Raw genomic sequence first — 22,681 nt, forward strand, 5'->3', positions numbered from 1 at the left:
ATATTTTATTCCAGATAAAATCAAGGTTGAAAGCATCCATGAATCCATGAAGCCATTCAACCTAGATTTTAAAATTTTATATGTTGTTGCTTACACACTCGATAAAGTAGGGCTGTCGACAGCTACTCCCATTGAGTGTAAACCATTATCCACATAGATAAGCGAGCCTGTGATTGCAGAGGCTAGGGGGGAGAGTAAGAAAGCTCCCACATTTCCCACTTCTGTCGCTTGTAAACTTTTGGCTAGAGGAGCGTTAGCCTCGCTATAACCAATCATACGCTCTATAAATCCAATCGCTTTGGCAGCACGGCTGCGAAGAGGGCCTGCGGAAATTGTGTTCACACGAATGTTCCACTTGCGTCCCGCTTCCCACGCTAAGGTGCGTGTATCGCTTTCTAAAGCTGCTTTGGCCGAGCTCATTCCACCTCCATATCCTGGGATAGCCTTTTCAGAAGCAATGTAAGTAAGAGAAAGAGTAGCTCCACCTGCATTAATCAGGGGACCTAAATGAGCAAGTAAACTTACGAAAGAATAAGACGAAGCACTAATTGCAGCCAAATATCCCTTCCTGGAGGTGTCAAGCAAGCTTTTTTGAACTTCAGGACCGTTAGCTAAAGAATGCACGAAAATATCAATTTTACCGTAATCTTTTCTGATAGATTCAGCTACGTCACAAATAGTATATTCAGTAGCTTCTTTATATCTTTTATTTTCTTTAATTTCTTCAGGCACATCATCCATGGAGTCAAAAGAGGCATCAAGTGAATATATTTTGGCTATTTGCATAAGGGAACCGTCAGACAAAACACGTGATTCATCAAATTTACCGCTAGCTAAACTATTACAAAACATTCTCATCATAGGTGTCCATGTCCCTATTAATATCTCGGCACCCGCTTCCGCAAGGGATTTAGCAATAGCCCATCCATACCCTTGATCATCACCTATACCGGCAATAAAAGCTTTTTTTCCTTTAAGATCAATTTTTAGCATATATACCTCACAGTTAAAGAACGATAGAATAGAGAATTATAGTGATCTTGTAAAGGGATGTCTGCCCATAAGCTTTGACTGCCTATTTTAAGATAATAAAAGTTAATCTCAGCATACCTTAAGCTTAAAAGCATATACTTACCAACGAAATGCATTCCTTATCGCTTGGTTGCTTAGATGAATAAAAAGACTCTAAATAGATGCTACTAAAAATCTCCCTTACTATTACTGACAAATAGCTTGCGTATGAATGAGAACAAAAATATAATCTTTTTACTTTAAAACTCCCAGCTTGCAAATTTTACCACAAATCTAAAGCTTATTATGAAAAAGTATTTAAAATTTTTTTTCCTTTTTAGTCTATTTATTATATGCGCTTATGGTGCAGGCCGTCTTTATTATGCTTTGACGGGAGGCTTTACCCTAGGTAATATCAGCTCTAACTTATCTTATAATGAAAAATGGGTCACTCCTCCCTTGTCCTTGTCAGAAAAGGAAGATCTACATCAAATCCTTTCTCAAAAATTTAGATATTTGGGAAAAGGATGCCAATCCTATGTGTTTGCAAGCGAAGATGGCTTATATGTTTTAAAATTTATCAAGTATCAACGTTTTCGACCTCAAGCCTGGCTAGATTATTTTGCTTCTATTCCCTTTGTCAATCGCTATAGGCTAGCAAAAATAGAAAAAAAACATAATAAGCTTAATATGCTATTTACAAGCTGGAAGATAGCTTATGAACATTTAAAGCCAGAGACAGGTTTAGTGTATGTGCATCTTAATAAAAGCCACGACTTAAAGAAGTCCCTTACTATTTACGATAAGTTAGGTTTTGCTCATCAGCTTAACATGGATGAAATGGAATTTTTGCTTCAAAAGCGAGCCACTATGCTATGCTCGACTATTAATAATTTTGTTACAAATAATCAAATGGATGAAGCAAAAAAGCTTATAGACAACCTTCTTAAAATGATATTGTCAGAATATCAGCGGGGATATGCCGATAATGATCATGCTTTAATGCAAAATACGGGAGCGATTGGTACTGTCCCTTTTCACATAGATGTCGGACAGTTTGTAGTCAATCTTAATATTTCTGATCCCACTGTATATAAACAAGAACTTTTTAGTAAAACTTTTAAGTTTCGTTTATGGCTTGCTAAGCATCATCCCGAGCTAAAGACTTATTTAGATAAACATTTACTTGAGATCATTGGTCCAGAAATGCATCAGCTTATTCCGCGGTTAAAAAATCCCCACGCCTGGTCAGTTGAGGCTTAGGAGCCCAAGGAGCTAGTTTCTTACGAATAAATTAAGAAATGAGAAAAAATTGAAGTGCAAGTCTGAAGGGATAGATTAGCTATCTTTATTTTAACAAAAGTCTTTTCTATTCCATGGTTAAAAAAAAGGGGGAGGGGAGAAGCTTCTCAAGTTAACCTAAAAGCCTTTATGGAATCCTTATATACCCTGACTTCTAACACAGATTTATAGGGGGGTTCCTAAAATATTGAAAAGATAAAGGGTAGGGTTGCTTAAAAGAATGCCTCAGTAAATTAGTAATGTTCCAGCATAAGGGGAAATATCTTCGTTAGAAAGATAAATAATTAAAACTATAATGTTTATAAGCAAGTTTTGCCCACATAAGCAATTCTTTGTCAAAAGTATATTGATTGAAAAAATGCTTAAAAAAGCTTTCCTTTTTTTATTTTCCTAAAATACAAAAGGGGAGAAAGGACTAAGCAGCATGATAGCACCTTATCAGCAGACAGTTTTATCATGCTTATTATTTTATACAGAAGAGGCTGCTTCTTCCCATGCTTGTAAAGCTTCTTCAAATTGTTTTTCTAGCTTCTCTTTTTGGGCTATGAATCTTTGAATTTCTTCGTTAGGTGTATGAAGATAAAAATCTGCTGCTGCCATTTTTTCATCCAGGTCTTTGATTTGCTCTTCAAGTTGATGGCATTTTTTTTCCACTTGAGCTGCTATTTTTTCCTGTTGTGATTTTTGGCTACGTAGGTTTTTTTGATCCTGATAACTTGACTTTTCAGTTAGCTTTTCATCAGCTTTCATCTTTACCGACTTTAAATTTTTACTGAGCAAATCCATTTCTCTTTTTTCAATGTATTCTACGTAACTACAATCGTAAGTTTGTACGCCGGTGTCGCTTATCTCTATGACCTTTTTAGCAAGATGAGTGACAAAATGGCGATTGTGGCTAACAAAAAGAATGGTCCCCGTGTAATGATTTAAAGCTTCTAAAAGAGCTTCAATAGCTTCCATATCTAAGTGGTTAGTAGGCTCATCAAAAATTAAGATATTACCTTTAAGAAGCATCATCTTAGCTAAAATGAGGCGAGCTGTTTCGCCACCACTTAATAGCTGAACAGACTTTTTTACATCATCGCCAGTAAATAAAACACGTCCTAAAATTTCTCTTAGCTTTTGCTCAGGTATTTGAGGATCTTGCTCACTTAACCACTCCAAGAGAGAAATATTTCCGTTGACTTCACGATGATGATCTTGGGGAAAATAGGCGACTTGCGCAGCATGGCCCCATTCCCAAGAGCCTTGCTCGCACTTTAATTGCCCTGTTAAAATTTCCAATAAAGTTGACTTGCCAATCCCATTAGCGCCTACTAAAGCTATGCGTTCACCCCGTTCTACTTCAAAAGAGACTTGATGTAGCACTTGCTTGGTTCCGTAAGATTTGCAAATATCTTTGGCTTTAAGAACAATGGCTCCAGACGAGCGATGAGGCTCGAATTTAAGCCGAGGATATAAACGAGAAGTAGGAGTAAAGTCCAATTCAGCCATTTCATCTTCAATTTTATCTACTAATCTCATTTTAGACTGCGCTTGGCGAGCCTTACTAGCTTTAGCCTTAAAACGATCAATGAAATTTTGCAGATCCTCTCGGCGCTTTTCCTGCTTAGCAAAGGCTAGCTCTTTTTGCTCTACAGCTGCTGCTTTAGTTTTCAAAAAATCTTCGTAATTACCTTTATAAGGGGTTATTTTTTGATGATCTAAGTCTAACATATAGTCACAAATCACGTTTAAAAAATCTCGATCGTGTGAACTGACAAGCAGTGTGCCCGGAAAATCTCTTAAGTATCCTTCTAACCATTTGATAGAATAAAGGTCTAAGTGGTTTGTCGGCTCATCGAGTAAGAGGATGTCAGGCTTACTAAACAAAACCTGCGCCAGCAAAACTCGTAGCTTATAACCTCCTGATAAAGTAGATAAATTTTGATGATGGATACGGTCTGGTAGCCCTAAACCTTCAAGAATTTTGCCCGCAACACTTTCTGCTGAATAACCATCTTGTTCTTCAATAATTTTTTCAAGATCGGCTAATAAATGACAGGCTTCTTCATCAAACTCCGGCTTTTCTAAAAGGATATTTTTTTCTTCTAATGCTTTCCATAATTTTGCATTTCCCATCAGTACAGTATCTAAGATAGGCACCTGCTCATACAAAAAATGATTCTGCTTTAGTGTGCCTAATGCTAGTTGAGAAGGAATACAAAATTCTCCTTCTTCAGCGGTAAGGTCCCTAGCAAGAATTTTTAAGAGTGTCGATTTTCCTGCTCCATTTGCTCCAATAAGGCCATAATGGTTACCGGGGTTAAGCTGAAAAGATGCATTTTTAAAGAGGATTTTACCTCCGAAACGCATAGAAAGGTTAGTAGCAGAAATCATATAATGAAATAAGGGATTTAAAAAGTAGAATTAAAAAAGTTAAAAGCTCTTTAAAACCTTCTAGCTATCTAGTAGGAAAGAGCCTGGATAATAAAAGGTATTTTACCTTGCTTAAGAAGGGGTTAATCACTCTTTCAAGATTTTAATAGCTTGTGAAACATTTTCTTCTGTTATCTCAGCCACGCCATATAATTTTTTACCTTTCTTAGTTTTCTCATTAACCAAAACTAATGTAGGCGTGCTATCGATATCAAATTCTGTAGCCAGAGTCTTAAAATATTCTAAGCCAAGAGCAACCTCAGAATAATTAAGTTGAGTGTAGTGAGCATCCTGCTCTTTAGCAATTTTCTCAATTTGCTCATCCGTAGGGGTTTCAGTATCACTGGAAAGCTGAGTTAAAGAATCGCGTAGCTCTAAATATTTATTCTTATCATGAACCATAAAAGATAAGTTGTAAGGAGTGAAATTTAAGCTAGAGGGATGAATAGCAAAATCTACATAGGTTAAGCGAGTATTTTTCATAAGCGTAGGAACTAGCTCTTTTAATTTTGGCTCTAGCTGGCGACAAGCAGGGCAATGCCAGTCACTAAAAAAATAAGCATCAATTTTGCTGTTTAAATTCCCAAAGACGATGCTATTTTTGATAGAATTTTCTGCCGCTTGCAATTCATCTACTTTTGCTAATCCAAGTGATGCTATAGAAAAGCCGGTAATCAGAGCCATGACAATTGCAAGCACTTTGGGTAAATTTAACGCCATTTTAATCCTTTTTGAATCAGGTAGAGGTTGTTTATAGTGGTTAAAGTAGCTTAAAAGATAAGCTAAAGAAGTAATTACTATCGAAGCTGCAATACAGAGGCATAACGGACACCATTGACCAATCCATACTTTCTGAGCATAAATAAAAACTATTTCAGCTCCTAAAGCTCCTGCCAGCATGACTCCCGCCATGAAAGATAAATTTTTTTTATAATAGGCTCCCCAATGTAACAAAGATAGAACAGGAAAAAAAATCATCCCAATATATTCCAGCTGGAAACCAAATAAACGGTAATCATGTGTCGCCGCACATTCCTGGGTACAAATTTGTAGCCAAGAAATAATGGAGAATATCCCACCGGCAAGGATGGCTAAACTACTAATCGCATTGAGATATTTTTGATATTTGTTAGCTGGTAAGTCTTTAGGCATCAGTGAATGATTCGTACCCATATCTCCCGATATGTAAATTTTTTCATACTAAAATATTACATATTAAGTTTACTGTCAAGAGAGTTATTGGGCGCTAAAATTTCTAAATCCTATCTCAGCTATTCAGGGATATTGAAGTCGTTAGATAGCATTTTTTATGTGATTCTAAAAGGCTATCGACTTATTCATCAAAGTACTAATTGAAATAAGGGTTGAGTCTACTTTTTTAAATAAGAGTAACTTTTAAATTTTTTATTAAGGGCTACAAGCGTAGGAGCATCTCCTGCTAAGCACTATATTTTTGCCGAGAAGGTTATTAGACTCGCTATGGCTCCTTATTAAAAAATGCTTACACTCTGTTTCTAATATGTTTTAAAGAGGATTGCCATCAGCTTTAAGCCGCCATAGGTGAGGAAGCTGCCGGATCCTTGCAGGAATAGTAGTTAGCTGATTACCATTCAGGAAAAGATTTCGCAGCTGAGAAAGCTGTCCAATAGTTGAGGGAAGAGCTGTTAGCTTGTTGTAGCTTAAGTCAAGCCATTCCAGCTGGTAGAGCTGCCCGATTTCCGCAGGCAGAGCCGTTAGCTGGTTACCTTTCAGGAAAAGATTTTGCAGCTGAGAAAGCCTTTCTATCTCAATGGGAATAACGGTTAACTGGTTGTGACTTAAGTCGAGTGTTTGCAGATAAGAAAGTTGGCCAATGACTGAAGGAAGAGAGGTAAGTTGATTACCACTCAAGGAAAGTGATTGCAGCTGAGAGAGGTGTTTGATGACTGACGGCAGATTGGTCAGCTGGCTGCCGCCTAAGTCAAGCAATTGAAGCTGAGAAAGCTGAAAGAGTTCTGGCGGCAAAAAGGTCAAGCTTGTCTCAAATAAATATAAGTTGGTAATGTCTTTAACATGCTCTTCTATCCAACCTGTTAGCAGCTCTCCTTTTTGCTCTAAAGACAGAGCTTTAATCTGTGGTTGGCATAAGTACTTGGCTCCACCTGGTAGTTCCCACCAGAGTAAAAGACGGTCAATATTCAGCAGATAGGAGGAATAATTAGAAAGAGTGAAGGTTATGCTTTCTCTTGACTTCTCTTCCCATTCTCTAGGAGAAAGAGAAGCAGCTAAGGTAAAAAGCTTTTGAAAAATATAAGGTACTTTTTCTTCAATAGGAAGATTAGGTTTAATTTTGTAAATTTTATCCAAAATACCAGCTTGTTTTATTAAATTCCCATTTTCATTAGGAAAATGAATCTGCATAATAGCTTTGTAAAGCGAGGTCATGGAAACAGGAGTGATAGATGGAGGAGCAAGAGCTTGAATTTCCTTAATTGAAGAAATAGATGAAGAAGAGATTGAATTAGAAGATTGAGGGGTGACTGTGGGGAGAGAGGGGGAGTCCTGATAGATTTGCTTCAGCTTTTCAACGACAAATTGTCTAACCCTTTTATTTTCTCCTAATAATTTTTCCGTCCATTTATAGCTTACCTTTTCTTTCTCGGTCAGTTCTTCATCCTCATGGTTCATCAACTCTTCCACTTGATTCTCTAATATTTTCTTCAAAATCAAGTTTTCTTGAATGGAAGACTCTTCTAACAGATCGAATAAGAGGTCTGTATAGCGTTCCTTAGGAGAGTCTGTAGAAGAAAGGCTTTTTTCTTTGCTTTTATCTTTGCTCGAAAAAAGAGGAGTGACTTGCTGTGAAGATGAAGAAGCTTCTGAGGAGCGTTTAAGGCAAAATTCAAGATAGGCTTGAGCTTTTTCATAAGTAGGAGTTAATTGCAAAGCTTGCAGTAAAGCTTCTATAGCACTTGCATGCTCTCCTTGTTCAGCAAGTTCTTTACCCCTTAAGAAATGTCCTACAGCTTCTTCATTAGGCTCATGCTTAAGTTCTTCTAATGGATGAGATTCAGCCGTTTCAGCCAGTTGCCTGACCGTGTAGTTGGGCGCATGCCTTTCACTCGATGATGTACTTTTTTCTTGTTGACTAATTTTTAATAAAATATTGTTATACCTTATCAATTCATTAAAAATAATTTTTCGTCTATGTTTTCCCAACCGCTTCCCTTTATTAAAGAATATCTAAATCAACTTGAAGTTGCTCTCAAGCAAGAAAATCCTCATAATAATTTATCCAAAATTCAATGGTGTTGGCTAGCCTTTTGTTTGATGGGAATATTAGTTACTAATTCAATCTGTTGGGCAAAATTTGAAAGGGCTGGGCTTAATAGCTATAAAAAGATGGCTTTATCGGCCATGTTTAGACGTGCTAAGATTGCTTGGAATAGGCTGCTAATTTGTAGTGTTCGCGCGGTCCTGCGTAAACATGGCATCACAGAAGGTGTTCTTGTTATCGATGATAAAGATCACAGTCGATCAAAAAATGCTGAGAAGTTGCATCATTTACATAAAATCCGTGATAAAAAAACTAGTGGTTATTTTTGTGGTCAAAATATAGTATTTCTTCAGCTAGTGACTAAAAAATTTTGCATTCCCGTCTCCTTTGCCTTTTATTCTCCTGATCCCGTACTCACAAGATGGCAACAGGAAGTGAGGAAGCTAAAAAAGTTGGGAATTTCTAAAAAAGACCGTCCAAAAGAGCCTAAAAGGTCAATAGAATATCCAAAAAAGTATACACTAGCTTTACAATTACTTAAAAATTTTGCCTGTGAATTTCCTGCTTTTAAGGTCACTTGTGTACTGGCTGATGCTCTTTACGGCAACAGCTTGTTTGTAGATGGAGTAGAAGGTATCTGGCCTGGAGTGCAAATCATTACTCAACTTAGAAAGAATCAAAAAGTCATGCGAGGTAAAAAGTCTCTCTCATGCCAAGAATTCTTTGAAGCCTACAAAGGCTGGAATCAGGAAATTTTCATTCGCGGTGATAAAAAAAATGTGGTGCAAGCCGGGGGAGCAAGGTTATATGTTCCTTCTCATCATAAAAAACGCTTGGTAATAGCCCTTAAATATGAGGGCGAAAATGAGTATCGCTATCTTATGGCTGCAAATCTTTCATGGAATATGAAAGATGTGATGCAAGGATATACTTTGAGATGGTTAGTAGAGGTTTTTATTGAAGATTGGAGTAGTCATTGTGGGTTTTGCAGTTTGGCCAAACAGTGCGGCGTTGAGGGATCAGAGCGACCTTTGATTCTAAGCCTGCTGTTTGACCACTGCTTTCTTTTTCATTTGTCTCAAACAAATTTCATTAAGAACAAACTCCCTTTAGCAACCTTGGGGAGCCTAGTAGAGAAGTCTAGAGTGGATGCTTTGTGTCAGGTGGTAAGAGAAATTGTTGAGCATGAAAATTCAAAAGAACTCTTCCGTGATTTCGAAAAGACGCTAGATGAAATCTTTGTTTTAAGGCCTTCTCGTAAACATTTAAATGCAGTACAAGAAAATGTAACTTTTGAGTCATCAAGAAAAGTTGCCTAACTGTCAAGAATAAAAAAGTATATCATCGAGTTTCAATAAGCTTTCTATCTAGTGGACAAAGTTTATTGCGCGCTAAGCATTGGATCACAGTATCTTCGTTAAAGGTATGGCCACAAGGAAACAAAGTAACTGCCCGAGTCATCAGTTCTCCTGAGATGGCATCCTCTATATTCTCTGAGATTGTAGTGCGGAAATTTGCCTGGGTGCTAGGAGTAGAACTTGGCGGCATCATATATAGGCTCCTTGAAGTTTTGTAATAAGAAATTACCTTACCTTTTTGCCAAAAACTTACTCTTTTTCTTCTTATTTAAGCAAATTTTATTTTTAATAGATAAAAAAGAGAAAAGCCTTATCTCTATTTTTCTTTAATAGCCCACCTGCAGCCATAAGTATCTATAAATAATTCATTTAGAACCGTGATTTCTCACCACATTTCAGAATAATAGAATTTTTGGTAAGGAGGCCCTAAGCATCTAAGGATAATTCTATGGCGTTCTTTCAAATTGGTAATTTGCAATTTTTTATGGTCAATAAAGACCATATGCAGGCCTAGGAAACAGAAAAACACCCAGCGTGTGGTTGGCTTTTGCGTAGGTTTCTTAAGCTGATTTAAGAAGTTCTCACCATTTTCTCGCAATTTTTCTCGAATTTTATATTCAAGCGCAGAATAGACTAAAAGGCATAGAGTCATTACCATTAAAAGAGCTTCTATTCTTTCTGGCTTTTTTAAAAAGAAAGAAGAGACAAGGAAATCGCGGCTTTTCAAGAATCTAAATCCTCTTTCTACACTTTGCTGTGCTTTATATGTTTTCAATAACTCTTGAGCAGGAAAAGCAGTTACGTCCATGTCATTAGTTGCTAAGATGAAAAACCCTTTGCTCCTCTCTAACTCTGCTTTGTTAAGCAAAGAGCAAGCTACTGTACCTTCTAGGCGATAGCTAAGTATAGAAGGTGTTTGCCCAGCTTTTGGTCGACCAGATGTAGTATGCTTTTGAGTTGTTATAACTTGAGGTTCTATAATTTGTATATGTTTAAGCTTTTTTGCAAACTTATCTAATTGGCGCTTAGCATCGTTTGGGCATGAAAACTCTTGCTTTATAAACTTAAAGAAAGCTTTAGATTCTTTTTCACTACCCTTAAGATAATGCTTAGCTAAAATACGGCATTCTCTTTGATAGGCCGCTTGGCTAAAGATAACTACCCATCTTTGTTCAATACCGGCATAGCAAGAGGTACTTTCAAAAGCTCGATAGCCTTCTGCTATCTCTACCGTCTTGTCGTAAGGCACTTCAAATATGAGCTCTTTAGCCTCTTTGATTTGCATGGGCACACGCGTGACAAGTAAGCTTTGTTCTTCTTTAAGAACTTGTAAGGTAGCTGGCGTGTAAAGAGCTCTGTCTCCTACTATATAACGATTCTCTACCGCTTGCCGAAAGCTTTTAAGATGTTCGCCAACAATTTGCGTAAAGGCGGCCTTATCACTGCTATTGCCATCAGCCGCTTGCATGTATAAAGGAATATTGCCTTCATTGGAGGTGATAAGCTGCAAGACGGCTTGATTTAAATCAGGCCTATGGTCTCTACTGTAGCCTTGCACTAGGCGAATGCATGCTTCTCCTTGTTCTAATAGGCTCTCATAGTTTCCATCTACGTGAAAGCTTGTGGCATCTAAATGTAAACTTTTTACTTGGATGCCCAGCACTTTGATTGTATGTAAAGCTATTTTAGTAAAAAGCTCGGTCACTCCCAACTCAAATAACTTATCCAGCGCTCTCCCCAAAACATTATCATCAATCTGCTCGGGAATGACTGGCGTACCTAGCAAATGATCGATGGGTTTGTCTTCAAAGTACTCAGAATATATGTAAAGCGTCCGACTTACAAATCCCAATCCGTTTAGATCATGCATTTAACAGCTTGCCCATAGGTTAAATGCTTATTCTTCGCCTGGTTACCTACTGCTTGATCAATAAGGTCAACTAACCCTATTTCCTCACACATTCCAGCTACCAATCCTAAATGATCGACGTTTTGCGTATCTATTTGCATAACTTTCAGTCGTTTAGTTTAAACCTTTAAAGAAAACATCTTACCCGATTAGCCTTCAAAATTCCTAATTATTTTTTTTGCTGAGGAATGTAAGTTAGAAGTAAATAAATGCTGTTTTTTTTTCTTTATTCTTTGCTCTTGACTCTCTTCGAATTCATTTTTTGTTCTAAGCAAGCAATTAAAATTTAATGAGAAAAATCCTCAGCATGATTTTAAGTTAAAGCCCTAACTCCATTTATTCTCTCTAGGGCCTGTTTGCTAGAGAAGTAAGGATGGCCAGAAGATCCTTTCTCAAGCTAAACAAAGTTAGATAATGTAGGGTTTAAAGTCTGCATGCAAAGCTAAAAGCTCTATTAACGAGTATTTCTATTATTGAAATATTCATTAGCGAAAATTTAGAAAAGTGAGGGAGAATTAAGCTTGAGGACCCCTTCTTCTAGGAAATATCTTATATTGCAAAGATCTGAAAGCTTATCATCGTGTGTAACAATAATTATTGCTTTATCTTTTTCAGAAGCAAAATCTAACAGAAGTTGATGAATATCTTGCGCTGTTTGCTTATCCAAGTTACCAGAGGGCTCATCGGCAAAGATAATATCAGGATCATTGCAAAGTGCACGAGCAATCGCTATGCGCTGTTTTTCTCCACCCGATAAAAGCTTGGTATCAAAGTAGGCGCGGTCTTCTAAGCCTACGCGCTCTAGTAAAGAGCAAGCTCTTTGATAAGCCTTACTTCCTTTAGCAATAGATTTACGGGCGATACGCGCTGGCATCAGAATATTCTCTAGCGCGGTATAGTCTTCTAAAAGATGAAAAGATTGGAAAATAAAGGCGATGTGCTGGTTTCTAATTTTTCTGCAATTAAAAGGGTTAATGGTTTGCCCGGCAATAGCCAATCGTCCAGAGGAGGGCTTTTCTAAAGTCCCTAAGATTTGTAATAGAGTGCTTTTACCTTCGCCGGAGCGTCCTGTTATCGCTACTGTTTCCCCACGCTTAACAACTAAGTTAATGTTATTTAAAATCGATACTTTGGCAGGGTAATGATAAGCTTTGCTGATATCGCTAGCTTGCAAAATAATTTCTTCCATCTTATTCCGCTCTTAAAATAGTTGAAGGGCGTAGCAAGCTTGCTTTTACGGCAGGTACAAGGCCTGAGAATAATGAGATTAAAGCAGTAAAACTTATTACATACAATAAAGCTTCCATGCTGACCTCGTTAGGTAGGCTATCACCATAGTAGAGAGGATTAAAGGCTTCATGGCCTTGGAGCTTACTTAAAAAAGTGACAAGCAACTCTAAATGCCTAAGTGTAAGCAAAGCCGCTCCAATACCTATGATGCTTCCCGCTAGTCCCATGGTCATTCCACAAAACCCAAAAATACCGGCAATACTTGCTGATGATGCTCCCATGGAGCGCAAGATTCCTATCTCTAGCTTTTTGTCATTAACCAGTATAATTAGCATGGAGATAACATTTGAACAGGCGACGATAATGATAACGATGGCAATAAGCGTAAATAAATGTTTATCACTACGCAGCTGTTGAATGATATCCTTGGTAAAATCATAGTCACGGTAGGTTTCAATCTTCCAATAAGGAGCAATGCCTGCTTCTTCGAAGGCTTGCTGCAGTTTACCATAGATTTCGTCCACTTTGCTTAAATCTGAAAAACGTAGGTTAATTCCATTGCTTTGTGCCTGGCTATTATGCTGTGCGGATGCAATTAAGTTAGTTAAGGCCTCGTTTACCAAAATAAACTTGCCCCCAACAGGGATTAAGCCTTGATCATAAAAGCCAGCTACAAATACCTGAATGCGTTGTTCTTGCAGAGCACTTACGGTAGGTATTTGAAAGGAAATATAGCCGCGATCACCAAGCAACACTCCCGCTTCACGAAAAGGTTTGGGTAGCAAAATCCCTTCCCCTAAAGCAGCATCTTTAGGTAAAAACACCTTTAAATCTTCTTGCGAATTGCCTACTTTGTAAAACCAAAAAGGAGAAAGGGGAGGAGAGTTATTAAAATGAGTTTTTATCTTAGGATGGGCAATCAGCAAATTTCCCATAGGAATGCGTCCGCTAACTTGATGTCCTTCCACTTCAAAACTCACATCAAATAGTATTTTTTGTAGATAGAGGATTTTATTTAATGATTCCAAAATGGGCAGGGCGCTCATTTGGAAACCACCAGGAAGTTGTTTAGGTAGCGAGGCATTTTTTTGAAGGACAGTGGGAAGAGCCCATCCAGCAGGAGGAGTTTTTAGCCAATTAACCTCAGTATACTTAAAAAAAGTTTTCAATCTTTCTCTTAAGAGTTGCTGATTAACACTATCAGCTGAAGCGGGATGATCTTCTTGAACATTTTCAGAGGCAATAGAAAGAGTATAAAGTAGGTTGTTAATATCGGCATCTGTAATAGGGAGAGTCGCTTTTAAAATAGCCAAATTTTCATTATCTAGAGATCCTAGGTAAGTAGCCTGTGATAAGAAGGCTTGTGTTAAAGTAGGATTAGTCTCAGGGGTTTTTCGAAGCATACGAAGACGCAAATTGCTCGCACAAACTTCATAATCACGTGCTTTTATGGAGGGAGAGTAAGGCAAATTCTTGATAATAGAAAAAGCTTTCTTTACAGGATCTTTAAGCGATCCGTCCTCTTCTCTATCAGGTGCAGGCCAATTAAAGGGAACTTCTATATCAAGCTGCGGGTCGTAGGGATCCGACTGATCAGCTCGCCATTTTTCACCAATGGTTTTCAAGGTATAGTTAGAGTTCTCGCTAATGCTGTCAATTTGGTAATAATAGGAATTATAATAAGTTTCAGTGGGTGTAAGGCGGACAGGTGCAGTGAGAGCGATTAATTTCTCTATCCAGCGTTTTTCTAAACCACTTGTTACAGAAAAAAAAACTACGATTAGCCATACTACAAGTGCGATGACTAATATGGAAATTAAACTAATAATAGACACAGACAATTGCCGCCAGCGGGGTCTTAAATATTTGCATGCGACAGATAATTCAAACATGCTTGTCCGTCATTAAATAGGGATTTAAAGGGAAGGGGAAAGGTTTATCTTTCCCTTAAGATTATTTGGTTTCTTTGAACTCAACGTGCTTACGTACCACTGGGTCAAACTTATTTAAGGTCATACGCTCGGGGCTATTTGTCTTGTTTTTTACTGTATGATAATGGTAGTGACTGGCGGAACTTTTAAGCTTAATTTTTTCTCTTTTTCTACTGGCCATTTTTTAAACTCCGAAAACTTTCAACATAATTTATAAACCTATAACTATATGGCTAAATAGCATTTTATCTCAAGAGTTAAATGTTAAGACAAGCACTTCCTGTTGAAAGAAATTCCCTCGCAGTAAACTCCATAAAAAAGATTTTTTATAAATGGATAGAAGAGGGTATGGGTAGATCCTTGATAGTAGGCCCCTTATCTTCAACTCCCAAGCTTTATTAAAGAAGATGTTAAATGCTAACAACTTATTAACCTTTCTATGAAAAAATCGAACTTAAATTTTTTATGACTTTCAATACGGCAGGTTCCACGGGAGGAGAGAGATTTGGAATTCTATTAACCCAAATATGCTTAGCTGAGCATTCACAAGTTAAGACCTATACTAATGATTCACACTATGTTTGCTGATTTGCTAAGAAGCATTTCCTCTCCTTTTGCATTTATTACATTTAAATATAGTTATTTGAATTCTATTTTTCTAAGGATATATGTATAATCAATTGGCATGGTATATTCACACGATTTAAGAAAGAAAGCTTTGAATTATATAGAGAATGGCGGCTCAATGGCCACAGCTAGTGGGGTGTTTGGCGTAACAGTTCGCACGTTAACAAACTGGATTAAGCGGAAAAAACAAGGTTGCCTAGCTCCTAAAAAAAGACGGCAGAGCCCCAGTAAAATTGATAGTGAAAAGCTAAAATTATATATAACAAACTCCGGATGCATACCTTAGAGAAATAGCTGAGGCATTCGGAGTGACAATAACTGCAGTTTTTTATGCCTGTAAAAGACTGAAAATCACTTTAAAAAAAAGACACCCTTCTACAAGGAAAGAGATGAGAATAAACGAGAGGAGTTTAGACAAAAGCTAGAAAACATTCCGGAAGAAAATAGGATTTACATAGATGAGAGTGGGATAAATGCCTACTTACAGCGCCAGCATGCAAGATCACCTATAGGAGAAAAGATTTATGGTGCTATAGCAGGTCGTTCATTTGCTAGAGAAAGCTTTATAGCAGCTAAATGCAAGTCTAAAATTTTAGCTCCTTTTTGTTATACAGGTACTTGTAATTCTCTTCTGTTTAACATTTGGCTAGAAAAAATATTGATACCTGAACTTAAAGCAGGACAAGTTGTGATAATGGATAATGCTACCTTCCATAAATCGCAAGCCACTGATGAACTTATTAAAAAGGCAGGGTGTGAGATTTTATTTTTACCGCCTTATTCTCCAGATTTAAATCCTATTGAAACCTTTTGGGCTAATTTTAAGAAGATTGTAGCAGCAAATATAAGTAAGTTTTCGACTCTTGCTCAAACCATTGATTACTCTTTTTTAAGTATATGTTAATGACTAGAAATTTAAAATTCAAACCACTATACTTGAAACTTACCTAATCGTTTTAATATCTTTTATTATTCATAACATTTTCATGAACGGGGTTACCTTCTAATATAAGCTTTTTAAGATTAGGTACTTGAGGAGGAGGTATTATGGGATGATTATTAAAGGAAAGCTGCTGCAACTGTAAAAACTGGCTGAAGCCTGCAGGAATGGTAGCTAGCTGATTGTGGCTTAAGTCAATCGTTTGCAGTGCAGGAAGCCTTAACTTTGCTGGCAAAATAGCTAGCTGGTTGCGCCTTAAGTCAAGGTGTTGCAGCCGAGGAAGTTGTCCAATAGCTTTAGGAATAGAAGTTAATTGGTTATTGCTTAAGTGAAGTGATTGCAGCTGAGAAAGCTGTGCAAGGGCTGCAGGAAGAGCATTTAACTCATTATCACTCAGATCAAGCACTTTTAACAGAAGAAGCTCTCCTATGTCGGTAGGAATAGAAGCTAATTGGTTATGGTTTAAACCAAGGGTTTGAAGCGCAGTAAGCTGTCCGATGATGGTAGAAAGGGCAGTTAGTTGGTTGTAGCTTAAGCCAAGCTCTTGTAATTTAGAGAGCTGCCCCACAGCCTTAGGAATAATGCTTAGCCGGTTGTGACTTAATTTAAGATTTTTCAGCTTAGAAAGCTGTCCTACTTCTATAGGTAAAGTATTTAGCTGGTTGTGGTCTAAATCCAGTACACGAAGCGCAGTGAGCTGCCCTATGGCGGGAGGAATCATGGTTAGTTGATTGTGGCTTAAGTAGAGCTCTTGCAGTTGAGAGAGTTGTCCTAACTGTGTAGGTAGAGTAGTTAATTGGTTGCGACTTAAGTCCACCATTTGCAGCCCTGCAAGCTGTCCAATAGCTGGAGGAATAGCAGTTAGATCATTATTAGCTAATGTTAGCCATTCCAGATTAGAAAGTTGTCCAATAGCTGTAGGCAGAGAGACTAAATGATTATTATTCAATCCAAGCTCTCTAAGCTCCAAAAGCTGATCTATTTCTGTAGGTAAAGCAGTTAGATAATTATCGTTTAAGCCTAGCTGCTGCAACCGAGGAAGCTGTCCAATTTCTTTAGGAAGAACAGTTAGTCTGTTACGATCTAAGGAAAGTTCATGTAATTGAGAAAGCTGAAAGAGTTCAGGAGGTAGAACAGCTAGCTTATTGTTATCTAATGAGAGGGATTGCAGCTGAGAAAGCTGTCCAATGGTTGCAGGGAGAGTGTTTATCTGGTTATGGCTTAAATACAGGTGCTGCAGCTGACAAAGCTGTCCAATAGTTGTGGGAAGAGCTGTCAGATGATTATTTGATGCTACAAGTTTTTTAAGTTTAGAGAGGCGACCGATAGACGCAGGAAGAATGGTTAGCTGGTTGCCGCCTATACAAAGCTCTTGTAGCTGAGAAAGCTTTCCCACTTCTGAGGGTAACATGATTAAGCCGGAAAAATTTAAATCTAAGCGTGTAATAGTTTTAGCATGAACTTCCATCCATTGGCTTAATAGCTCTCCTTTTTCTTTCAAAGATAGGGCTTTAATTTTTGGTTGGTTTAAGTACTCTGCTCCTCCAGGTAGCTTGTGCCATAGTAAGAGACGGTTGATATTCAGTAGATAAGAGAAATAATTAGAAAGAGTAAAAGCCCTGGATTTTTTTGGAGTCTTTTCAAGCTCTACAGGGGCAAGATAGGCCGATAAAGTAAAAAGTTTCGAAAAGATATGAACGACTTTCTCTTCAACCGAGCAATCTGGCTTAATTTTGTAAATTTTATCTAAAATGCTAGCTTGCTCTGTAAAATCCCCGTTCTCTTCAGGAAAATGAATCTGGAGAATTTCTTTGTAAAGTGAGGACATCGAAATGGTGATGGTAGATTGAGGAGAAAGAACTTGAATATAAGTTGGACCTGTAGGCAAATTAGTCGGAGGTGTAGGCGAAGAAGAGGTAGAAATAAAAGGTTGAGGAGCTAATGGGGAAAGCGGAGAAGAGCTTGGGTGTATCTGCTGCAGTTTCTCTGCTCCCAATTGCCTAACTTTGTTAATCTCTTCTAATAATTCTTCCGATTCTTTATCACTTACTTTTTCTTTACCCTTTGACTCTTTGCTTTCCTGGTCGAGTAACTCTTCCTCTTGATTATCTGATATTTTTTTTAGATTTAAGTCGCCTAGGACCAAAGAATCTATTCCTATCCTTAATAAGAGTCTAGGATCAAGCTGTTTAAAAGAGTTTTCATAATAAGCTTGAGATTTTTCATATGTATGAATTGATTGCATGGCGTCTTTTTTCACTAAATCTTTTAGAAATAAATCGTATTCTCCTTTTTTAGAATTATTCTTGTCCTGCAAGAAGGCCGGTAGAGTGTCGTAGTTGGGTGTATACTGTTCAATAACCTTGCTATCCCTTAGGCCAAGCTTATGGCAAGCTAAACAATAAATCTCATCGTCTTTGTTGAGGGTATGCCCACAAGGCAACGAAGTAACTGCCTGCTTCGCTGGTTCTCCTACATGAGCATCTTTTGTATTCTCTGTAGGGAGGGCACGAGCATTTGCCTGGGTGCTAGAAGGGGAAGTTGGCGGCATCATATTTAGCTCCATTAAAATATAAATTAAACTTTTTCTTCAAAATCAAGTTAGACTTGATTTTTTACTAAATTGCATCGACTTATTTATGATAAAAATGATCTTTTTTTTTATTTTTTAGCAACTATTATTCGATAAACAAAAAAATTCTAGAAGATGTTACCTTAAATTAAGATCCTATCTATTATTTTTTAAGTAAATTCCTCTTAAACATTCAAAGAAAAAAATTCTTATTTTAAAAGCAAGATCTTTTCTTAAGAGTAAATCTTTATAAGCATAAGGTTGAATTATGAATACTTTACCAACAACTTCACAAGCTATGATTTATACTTCAATCTCCTAGGATCATGTTAAGGAAAAGATAGGTTTTGGAGCACCTTCTTAGGATGGATTAAAAAGAAATGGAGGTGGCAGCTTCTAGCGTCAAATCATCGCCTCTGCCTTTATGTTTATAAATATGATAAGCTAGCCCTGCTATCATAGCTGCATTATCCAAGCTTAGTCCGGGAGATGGCCAATATTGTGGATAGTGGCTACCTTTTTCTATAAACATCTTACGCAGCGCTTTATTATTAGTGACGCCACCACCAAAAACTAAGGTTTTACAATTATATTTTTCTGCAGCCTGTAGGGTCTTTTTCAAAATGTCGGTAAAAGCGGCATATTGAAAGGATGCTGCTAAATCAGATTTATCAGACGTTAAGTTATAAGTGTATAAGACTCCAGTTTTTAGGCCACTAAAAGAAAAGTCAAAAGGCTTGCCTTTTACAGTACCCGCTTTTAGAGGATAGCGTAAACTAGATCCTTTCTCCGCTAATGCTTCGATAGGAGGGCCACCAGGATAAGGCAATCCCATAATTTTAGCGACTTTATCAAAAGCTTCACCAATTGCATCATCTACGGTTTGGCCTATCAATTCATATTTCCCTATCTCGTGCATACATATAAGGCTCGTATGTCCTCCAGAAAGAACAATACCAAGGCATGGAAATTCGGCATGAGGATTTGACATGAGGGCAGCATATAGATGAGCTTCGACATGATTGACACCTATATAAGGCTTATTCATACACAGCGCTATTGTTTTAATAGCATTTAAGCCTATAAGCACAGCGCCGATCAGCCCGGGACCATAGGCGACTGAAAAAAGGTCAATATCTTCAAGTTTGCAATTAGCTTCTTGGAGAGCTTGATCGATGACGGGAAAAAGCACATCGACATGTTTACGGCAAGCTAGCTCCGGAACAACTCCTCCAAATTCTTGGTGTAAGTCAATTTGGGAAAAGACGACATTAGAAAGAATCTCTCTTCCGTCTTTTACTACTGCACAGGCAGTTTCATCACATGTTGTTTCAATTCCTAGGACTAACATAAGCAATATAAGTTACTACAGAGGCTATTTGTAAATCTATTCTATTTTTTGGGATGATGGTTTGGCTTTACTCAAATGCAAAAGAGGGAAAATAAACTCATGATAAATTGGCAATTGGTTTATCATTCTAGCCGGGCTATTTCAAGGCCATTCAAGTATGCTTTTTTGCTTTTAATGAATAAGCTAGACGAGAATTTTATTTGGTGAAATGCAGATAAAGCTAGCTAGCAAAAATTTTTAAGAAAAGCTACCTTAAGCACTGGCTACCCATGCCTTTATAAACTCCTTTATTTTAAGTTAGCAAGCTAAGATATATTTCTAATCAATACTCTTATATTTTAAAATGCATATTTAACTTTTAAATATAGTAATGATTCATTTTGCCAATAAAGATTTAGAGTTATCATCTAAAATCCATAAAGCTTTGTGAGTAGGTGTCCCAACTTTTTGCACAGGGATTAGCTCGGGGTTATAGGGCCCCTTTAATGCTTGAAAGACCATATCTTCTTTGCCTTTTCCAAATACATATAGCAAAATGTATGAGGCGGCATTAATACACTCATAAGTAAGAGTCATACGCCATGTGTTTTTTTGAGGGATAAAATTACCGATAACTAAGCGATTGCGTACATGCAGGCCACTTGTCTGAGGAAAAAGTGAGGCAGTATGCCCATCTTCTCCCATACCTAAAAGCACGGCATCAAAGTTTTTTTTCGGAATCTTAGTTTGAATCAAATCTTGATAATGCCGAGCATTCTCTTCTATATTATTTTCAGCTTGCATCCGAAAGATATTGTCCGCTTTCAGCGGCAATGCATTAAAGCCTGCTTCCATAGCATTTAAGTAATTACTCTCTGGATGAGTGGGAGGCACGCTGCGCTCATCGCTCCAAAATAGCAGGACTTTTGACCACTCAATTCTTCCGCGATTTTCTAAAGAGGTAAGAAATTGGAAAATAGCTTTAGGAGTACTTCCTCCCGATAATGCTACTGCAAAGTAACCCTGGTTTTCAATGCATGTATTCGCAAGCTCAATGAATTGCTCCACACAATAAAGGAGTGCTTCTCGGTAGTTTCCAGCAGCAACCACATCTCTTCTATCATCAAACACTTGTATTTTAGTTTTCCAAGAGGAATTTAGCATAAGACCTAAATATTTTTTTGTTTTTACCCTAGCGAATCATGTTTCTCAAAGATAAAAAAATTCTTATTTACCTTTACTCGTTCTAACTAATCTTTTACAACTACCTTGCTTTTTTAACTTTAAAAAGTTAGGAAGATTAAATTAAACTCCATTTTCTTCCACTTTGTACTAGCAATTGATTAGCCTCTTCAGGTCCCCAGGTCCCGGCAGCATAATTTGGGAAGCAGGGGACAGGATTATCTTGCCAGTGGTGGTGGATAGGCGATAATAATCTCCAGGAAGCTAGCACTTCATCTGCTCGTGCAAATAAGGTGTTGTCTCCCGACATGCAATCTAAGATTAGCCTCTCATAAGCTTCGGGAGGGGTGGCGCCAAAATAAGATCCATACTGGAAATCCATCTTAACAGGTTGGATAGGGCTATTAATACCAGGCACTTTGCAATTAATTTTTAAAGAAATTCCTTCATCAGGTTGAATACGTATTACTAAGACGTTCTGTTCAATTGTTTTACCTGCATCATTAAAGAGAAAGCCTGGTACAGCTTTAAAAGTAATAGCTATTTCTGTAGCTCTTTTAGGAAGCCTTTTACCTGCCCTAAGATAAAAAGGAACACCGGACCAGCGCCAGTTATCAATAAACAATTGTAGGGCTACATAGGTTTCTACTTGAGATTGAGGATGCACGTTTTCCTCTTGCCGATATCCATTGACTGGCTGGCCGTTGATAAGGCCAGGGCCATATTGTCCGCGAATGATTAAGCGATCCATCTGATCTATAGAAAAAGGGCGAATGGATTCAATAACTTTGACTTTTTCATTATGAATGGCTTCAGCTCTAAGGCTATTGGGAGGTTCCATGCAGACAAGAGAGAGAAGCTGCATCATATGGTTTTGAACGATATCTCTTAGCATGCCTGCTTCTTCAAAAAATCGACCGCGGTTGCCAATGCCTATTTCTTCGCCTACTGTAATTTGGACATTATCGATGTGGCTATTATTCCAAATGGCTTCAAAAAGTGGATTGCTAAAACGAAATACTAAGAGATTTTGAACAGTTTCTTTACCTAGATAATGGTCTATGCGATAGATCTGTGATTCGTTTAGATACTGGGATATTTCTTTTTGCAGCTCCTTGGCAGACTTTAAGTCAAAGCCAAAAGGTTTTTCAATAATCACTCGCGACCATTTATCAGGGCTTTCTATCTCGTTGTAAATAAGGTTATGTTGGCTCAGCTTTTGAATAATAAGAGGAAAAAAACTAGGCTGGGTAGATAGATAAAAAACTCTATTTCCTTTTGTTCCATATTTAATATCTAAGTCTTCAAGTAGCTTAGCTAGCCTTATATACCCTTCATCTTCATGAAATTCGGCCATATGATAATACAATTGCTCGCTAAAAGTATTCCACATACTCTTATCTACCGGCCTTGTACGTGAAAAGCTATTGATTCCCTCCATCATCTCCTGGCGAAAGTCTTCATCCGTTTTTTTACGCCGTGCAAAGCCTACACAAGCGAAGTGAGAGGGAAGCAATTTTTCTTTATTGAGATTATAAATGGCAGGTACTAACTTACGGGCAGTCAGATCACCTGTGGCACCAAAGATTACCATGATACAGGGGGTAGCTGTTCT

At 37.6% G+C, this 22,681-nt stretch carries 14 protein-coding genes and 3 pseudogenes; 4 read left to right on the forward strand and 13 right to left on the reverse strand.

Annotation, left to right across the window (positions count from 1 at the left end):
- Positions 1-90: 90 nt before the first annotated feature.
- The gene (locus TY21_RS04175; protein WP_042239046.1) at positions 91-993 is read right to left on the reverse strand and encodes an enoyl-[acyl-carrier-protein] reductase; all 903 of its coding nucleotides are present in this window, start codon (positions 991-993) and stop codon (positions 91-93) included.
- A gap of 324 nt (positions 994-1,317) precedes the next feature.
- Between TY21_RS04175 and TY21_RS04180 the strand changes: the two genes are divergently transcribed.
- On the forward strand, positions 1,318-2,274 hold the full coding sequence (locus TY21_RS04180; RefSeq protein WP_197725085.1) for a hypothetical protein: 957 nt from the start codon (positions 1,318-1,320) through the stop codon (positions 2,272-2,274).
- Positions 2,275-2,781: 507 nt separating this feature from the next.
- Here the strand turns inward: TY21_RS04180 and abc-f are convergent.
- From abc-f to TY21_RS04195, 3 genes are all read right to left on the reverse strand, one after another.
- Positions 2,782-4,692, reverse strand: a complete 1,911-nt coding sequence (gene abc-f, locus TY21_RS04185) for a ribosomal protection-like ABC-F family protein (protein ID WP_042239043.1) — start codon at positions 4,690-4,692, stop codon at positions 2,782-2,784.
- Between the two features lie 126 nt (positions 4,693-4,818).
- Positions 4,819-5,904, reverse strand: coding sequence for a thioredoxin domain-containing protein (locus TY21_RS04190; protein ID WP_079979818.1), 1,086 nt, complete (start codon positions 5,902-5,904; stop codon positions 4,819-4,821).
- Between the two features lie 351 nt (positions 5,905-6,255).
- Positions 6,256-7,929 (reverse strand): leucine-rich repeat domain-containing protein, encoded by a 1,674-nt coding sequence (locus TY21_RS04195; RefSeq protein ID WP_130589528.1) that lies wholly within the window; start codon positions 7,927-7,929, stop codon positions 6,256-6,258.
- Between TY21_RS04195 and TY21_RS04200 the strand changes: the two genes are divergently transcribed.
- Positions 7,918-9,306 (forward strand): transposase, encoded by a 1,389-nt coding sequence (locus TY21_RS04200; protein WP_130589529.1) that lies wholly within the window; start codon positions 7,918-7,920, stop codon positions 9,304-9,306. The two genes, TY21_RS04195 and TY21_RS04200, sit on opposite strands and share 12 nt — an antisense overlap.
- 22 nt (positions 9,307-9,328) lie before the next feature.
- Here TY21_RS04200 and TY21_RS04205 read toward each other — a convergent pair whose 3' ends face one another.
- The 5 genes and pseudogenes from TY21_RS04205 to rpmG form a co-directional block, all read right to left on the reverse strand.
- Positions 9,329-9,538, reverse strand: coding sequence for a hypothetical protein (locus TY21_RS04205; RefSeq protein WP_042236840.1), 210 nt, complete (start codon positions 9,536-9,538; stop codon positions 9,329-9,331).
- A 192-nt stretch (positions 9,539-9,730) separates the two neighbouring features.
- Positions 9,731-11,355, reverse strand: a pseudogene (locus tag TY21_RS04210) (IS1634 family transposase).
- Between the two features lie 395 nt (positions 11,356-11,750).
- The gene (locus tag TY21_RS04220) at positions 11,751-12,443 is read right to left on the reverse strand and encodes an ABC transporter ATP-binding protein (RefSeq protein WP_042239541.1); all 693 of its coding nucleotides are present in this window, start codon (positions 12,441-12,443) and stop codon (positions 11,751-11,753) included.
- Position 12,444: 1 nt separating this feature from the next.
- Positions 12,445-14,376: an ABC transporter permease gene (locus TY21_RS04225; protein ID WP_042239539.1), complete on the reverse strand. Its 1,932-nt coding sequence runs from the start codon at positions 14,374-14,376 to the stop codon at positions 12,445-12,447.
- 61 nt (positions 14,377-14,437) lie between these two features.
- Positions 14,438-14,596: a 50S ribosomal protein L33 gene (gene rpmG / locus TY21_RS04230; RefSeq protein ID WP_079979843.1), complete on the reverse strand. Its 159-nt coding sequence runs from the start codon at positions 14,594-14,596 to the stop codon at positions 14,438-14,440.
- 564 nt (positions 14,597-15,160) lie between these two features.
- On the opposite strand from rpmG, the pseudogene TY21_RS11745 reads away from it, so the two are divergent.
- Together TY21_RS11745 and TY21_RS11440 are read left to right on the forward strand one after the other, a co-directional pair.
- Positions 15,161-15,467: pseudogene (locus TY21_RS11745) on the forward strand (IS630 transposase-related protein).
- Positions 15,458-15,946, forward strand: a pseudogene (locus TY21_RS11440) (IS630 family transposase); the annotation flags it as partial. The pseudogenes TY21_RS11745 and TY21_RS11440, both read left to right, overlap by 10 nt.
- A gap of 52 nt (positions 15,947-15,998) precedes the next feature.
- On the opposite strand, the gene TY21_RS04250 reads toward TY21_RS11440, so the two are convergent.
- The 4 genes from TY21_RS04250 to zwf all read right to left on the reverse strand — a co-directional run bounded on the left by TY21_RS04250 (position 15,999) and on the right by zwf (position 22,660).
- The gene (locus TY21_RS04250; RefSeq protein ID WP_052354289.1) at positions 15,999-18,536 is read right to left on the reverse strand and encodes a leucine-rich repeat domain-containing protein; all 2,538 of its coding nucleotides are present in this window, start codon (positions 18,534-18,536) and stop codon (positions 15,999-16,001) included.
- Between the two features lie 388 nt (positions 18,537-18,924).
- Complete coding sequence (gene tsaD, locus TY21_RS04255; protein WP_042238810.1) at positions 18,925-19,905, reverse strand: tRNA (adenosine(37)-N6)-threonylcarbamoyltransferase complex transferase subunit TsaD; 981 nt, start codon at positions 19,903-19,905, stop codon at positions 18,925-18,927.
- A gap of 375 nt (positions 19,906-20,280) precedes the next feature.
- Positions 20,281-21,048 (reverse strand): 6-phosphogluconolactonase, encoded by a 768-nt coding sequence (pgl, locus tag TY21_RS04260; protein WP_042238813.1) that lies wholly within the window; start codon positions 21,046-21,048, stop codon positions 20,281-20,283.
- Between the two features lie 136 nt (positions 21,049-21,184).
- Complete coding sequence (gene zwf / locus TY21_RS04265; RefSeq protein ID WP_368668646.1) at positions 21,185-22,660, reverse strand: glucose-6-phosphate dehydrogenase; 1,476 nt, start codon at positions 22,658-22,660, stop codon at positions 21,185-21,187.
- Positions 22,661-22,681: the final 21 nt, after the last annotated feature.

This window comes from Neochlamydia sp. S13 (assembly GCF_000648235.2).
Lineage (GTDB): Bacteria > Chlamydiota > Chlamydiia > Chlamydiales > Parachlamydiaceae > Neochlamydia.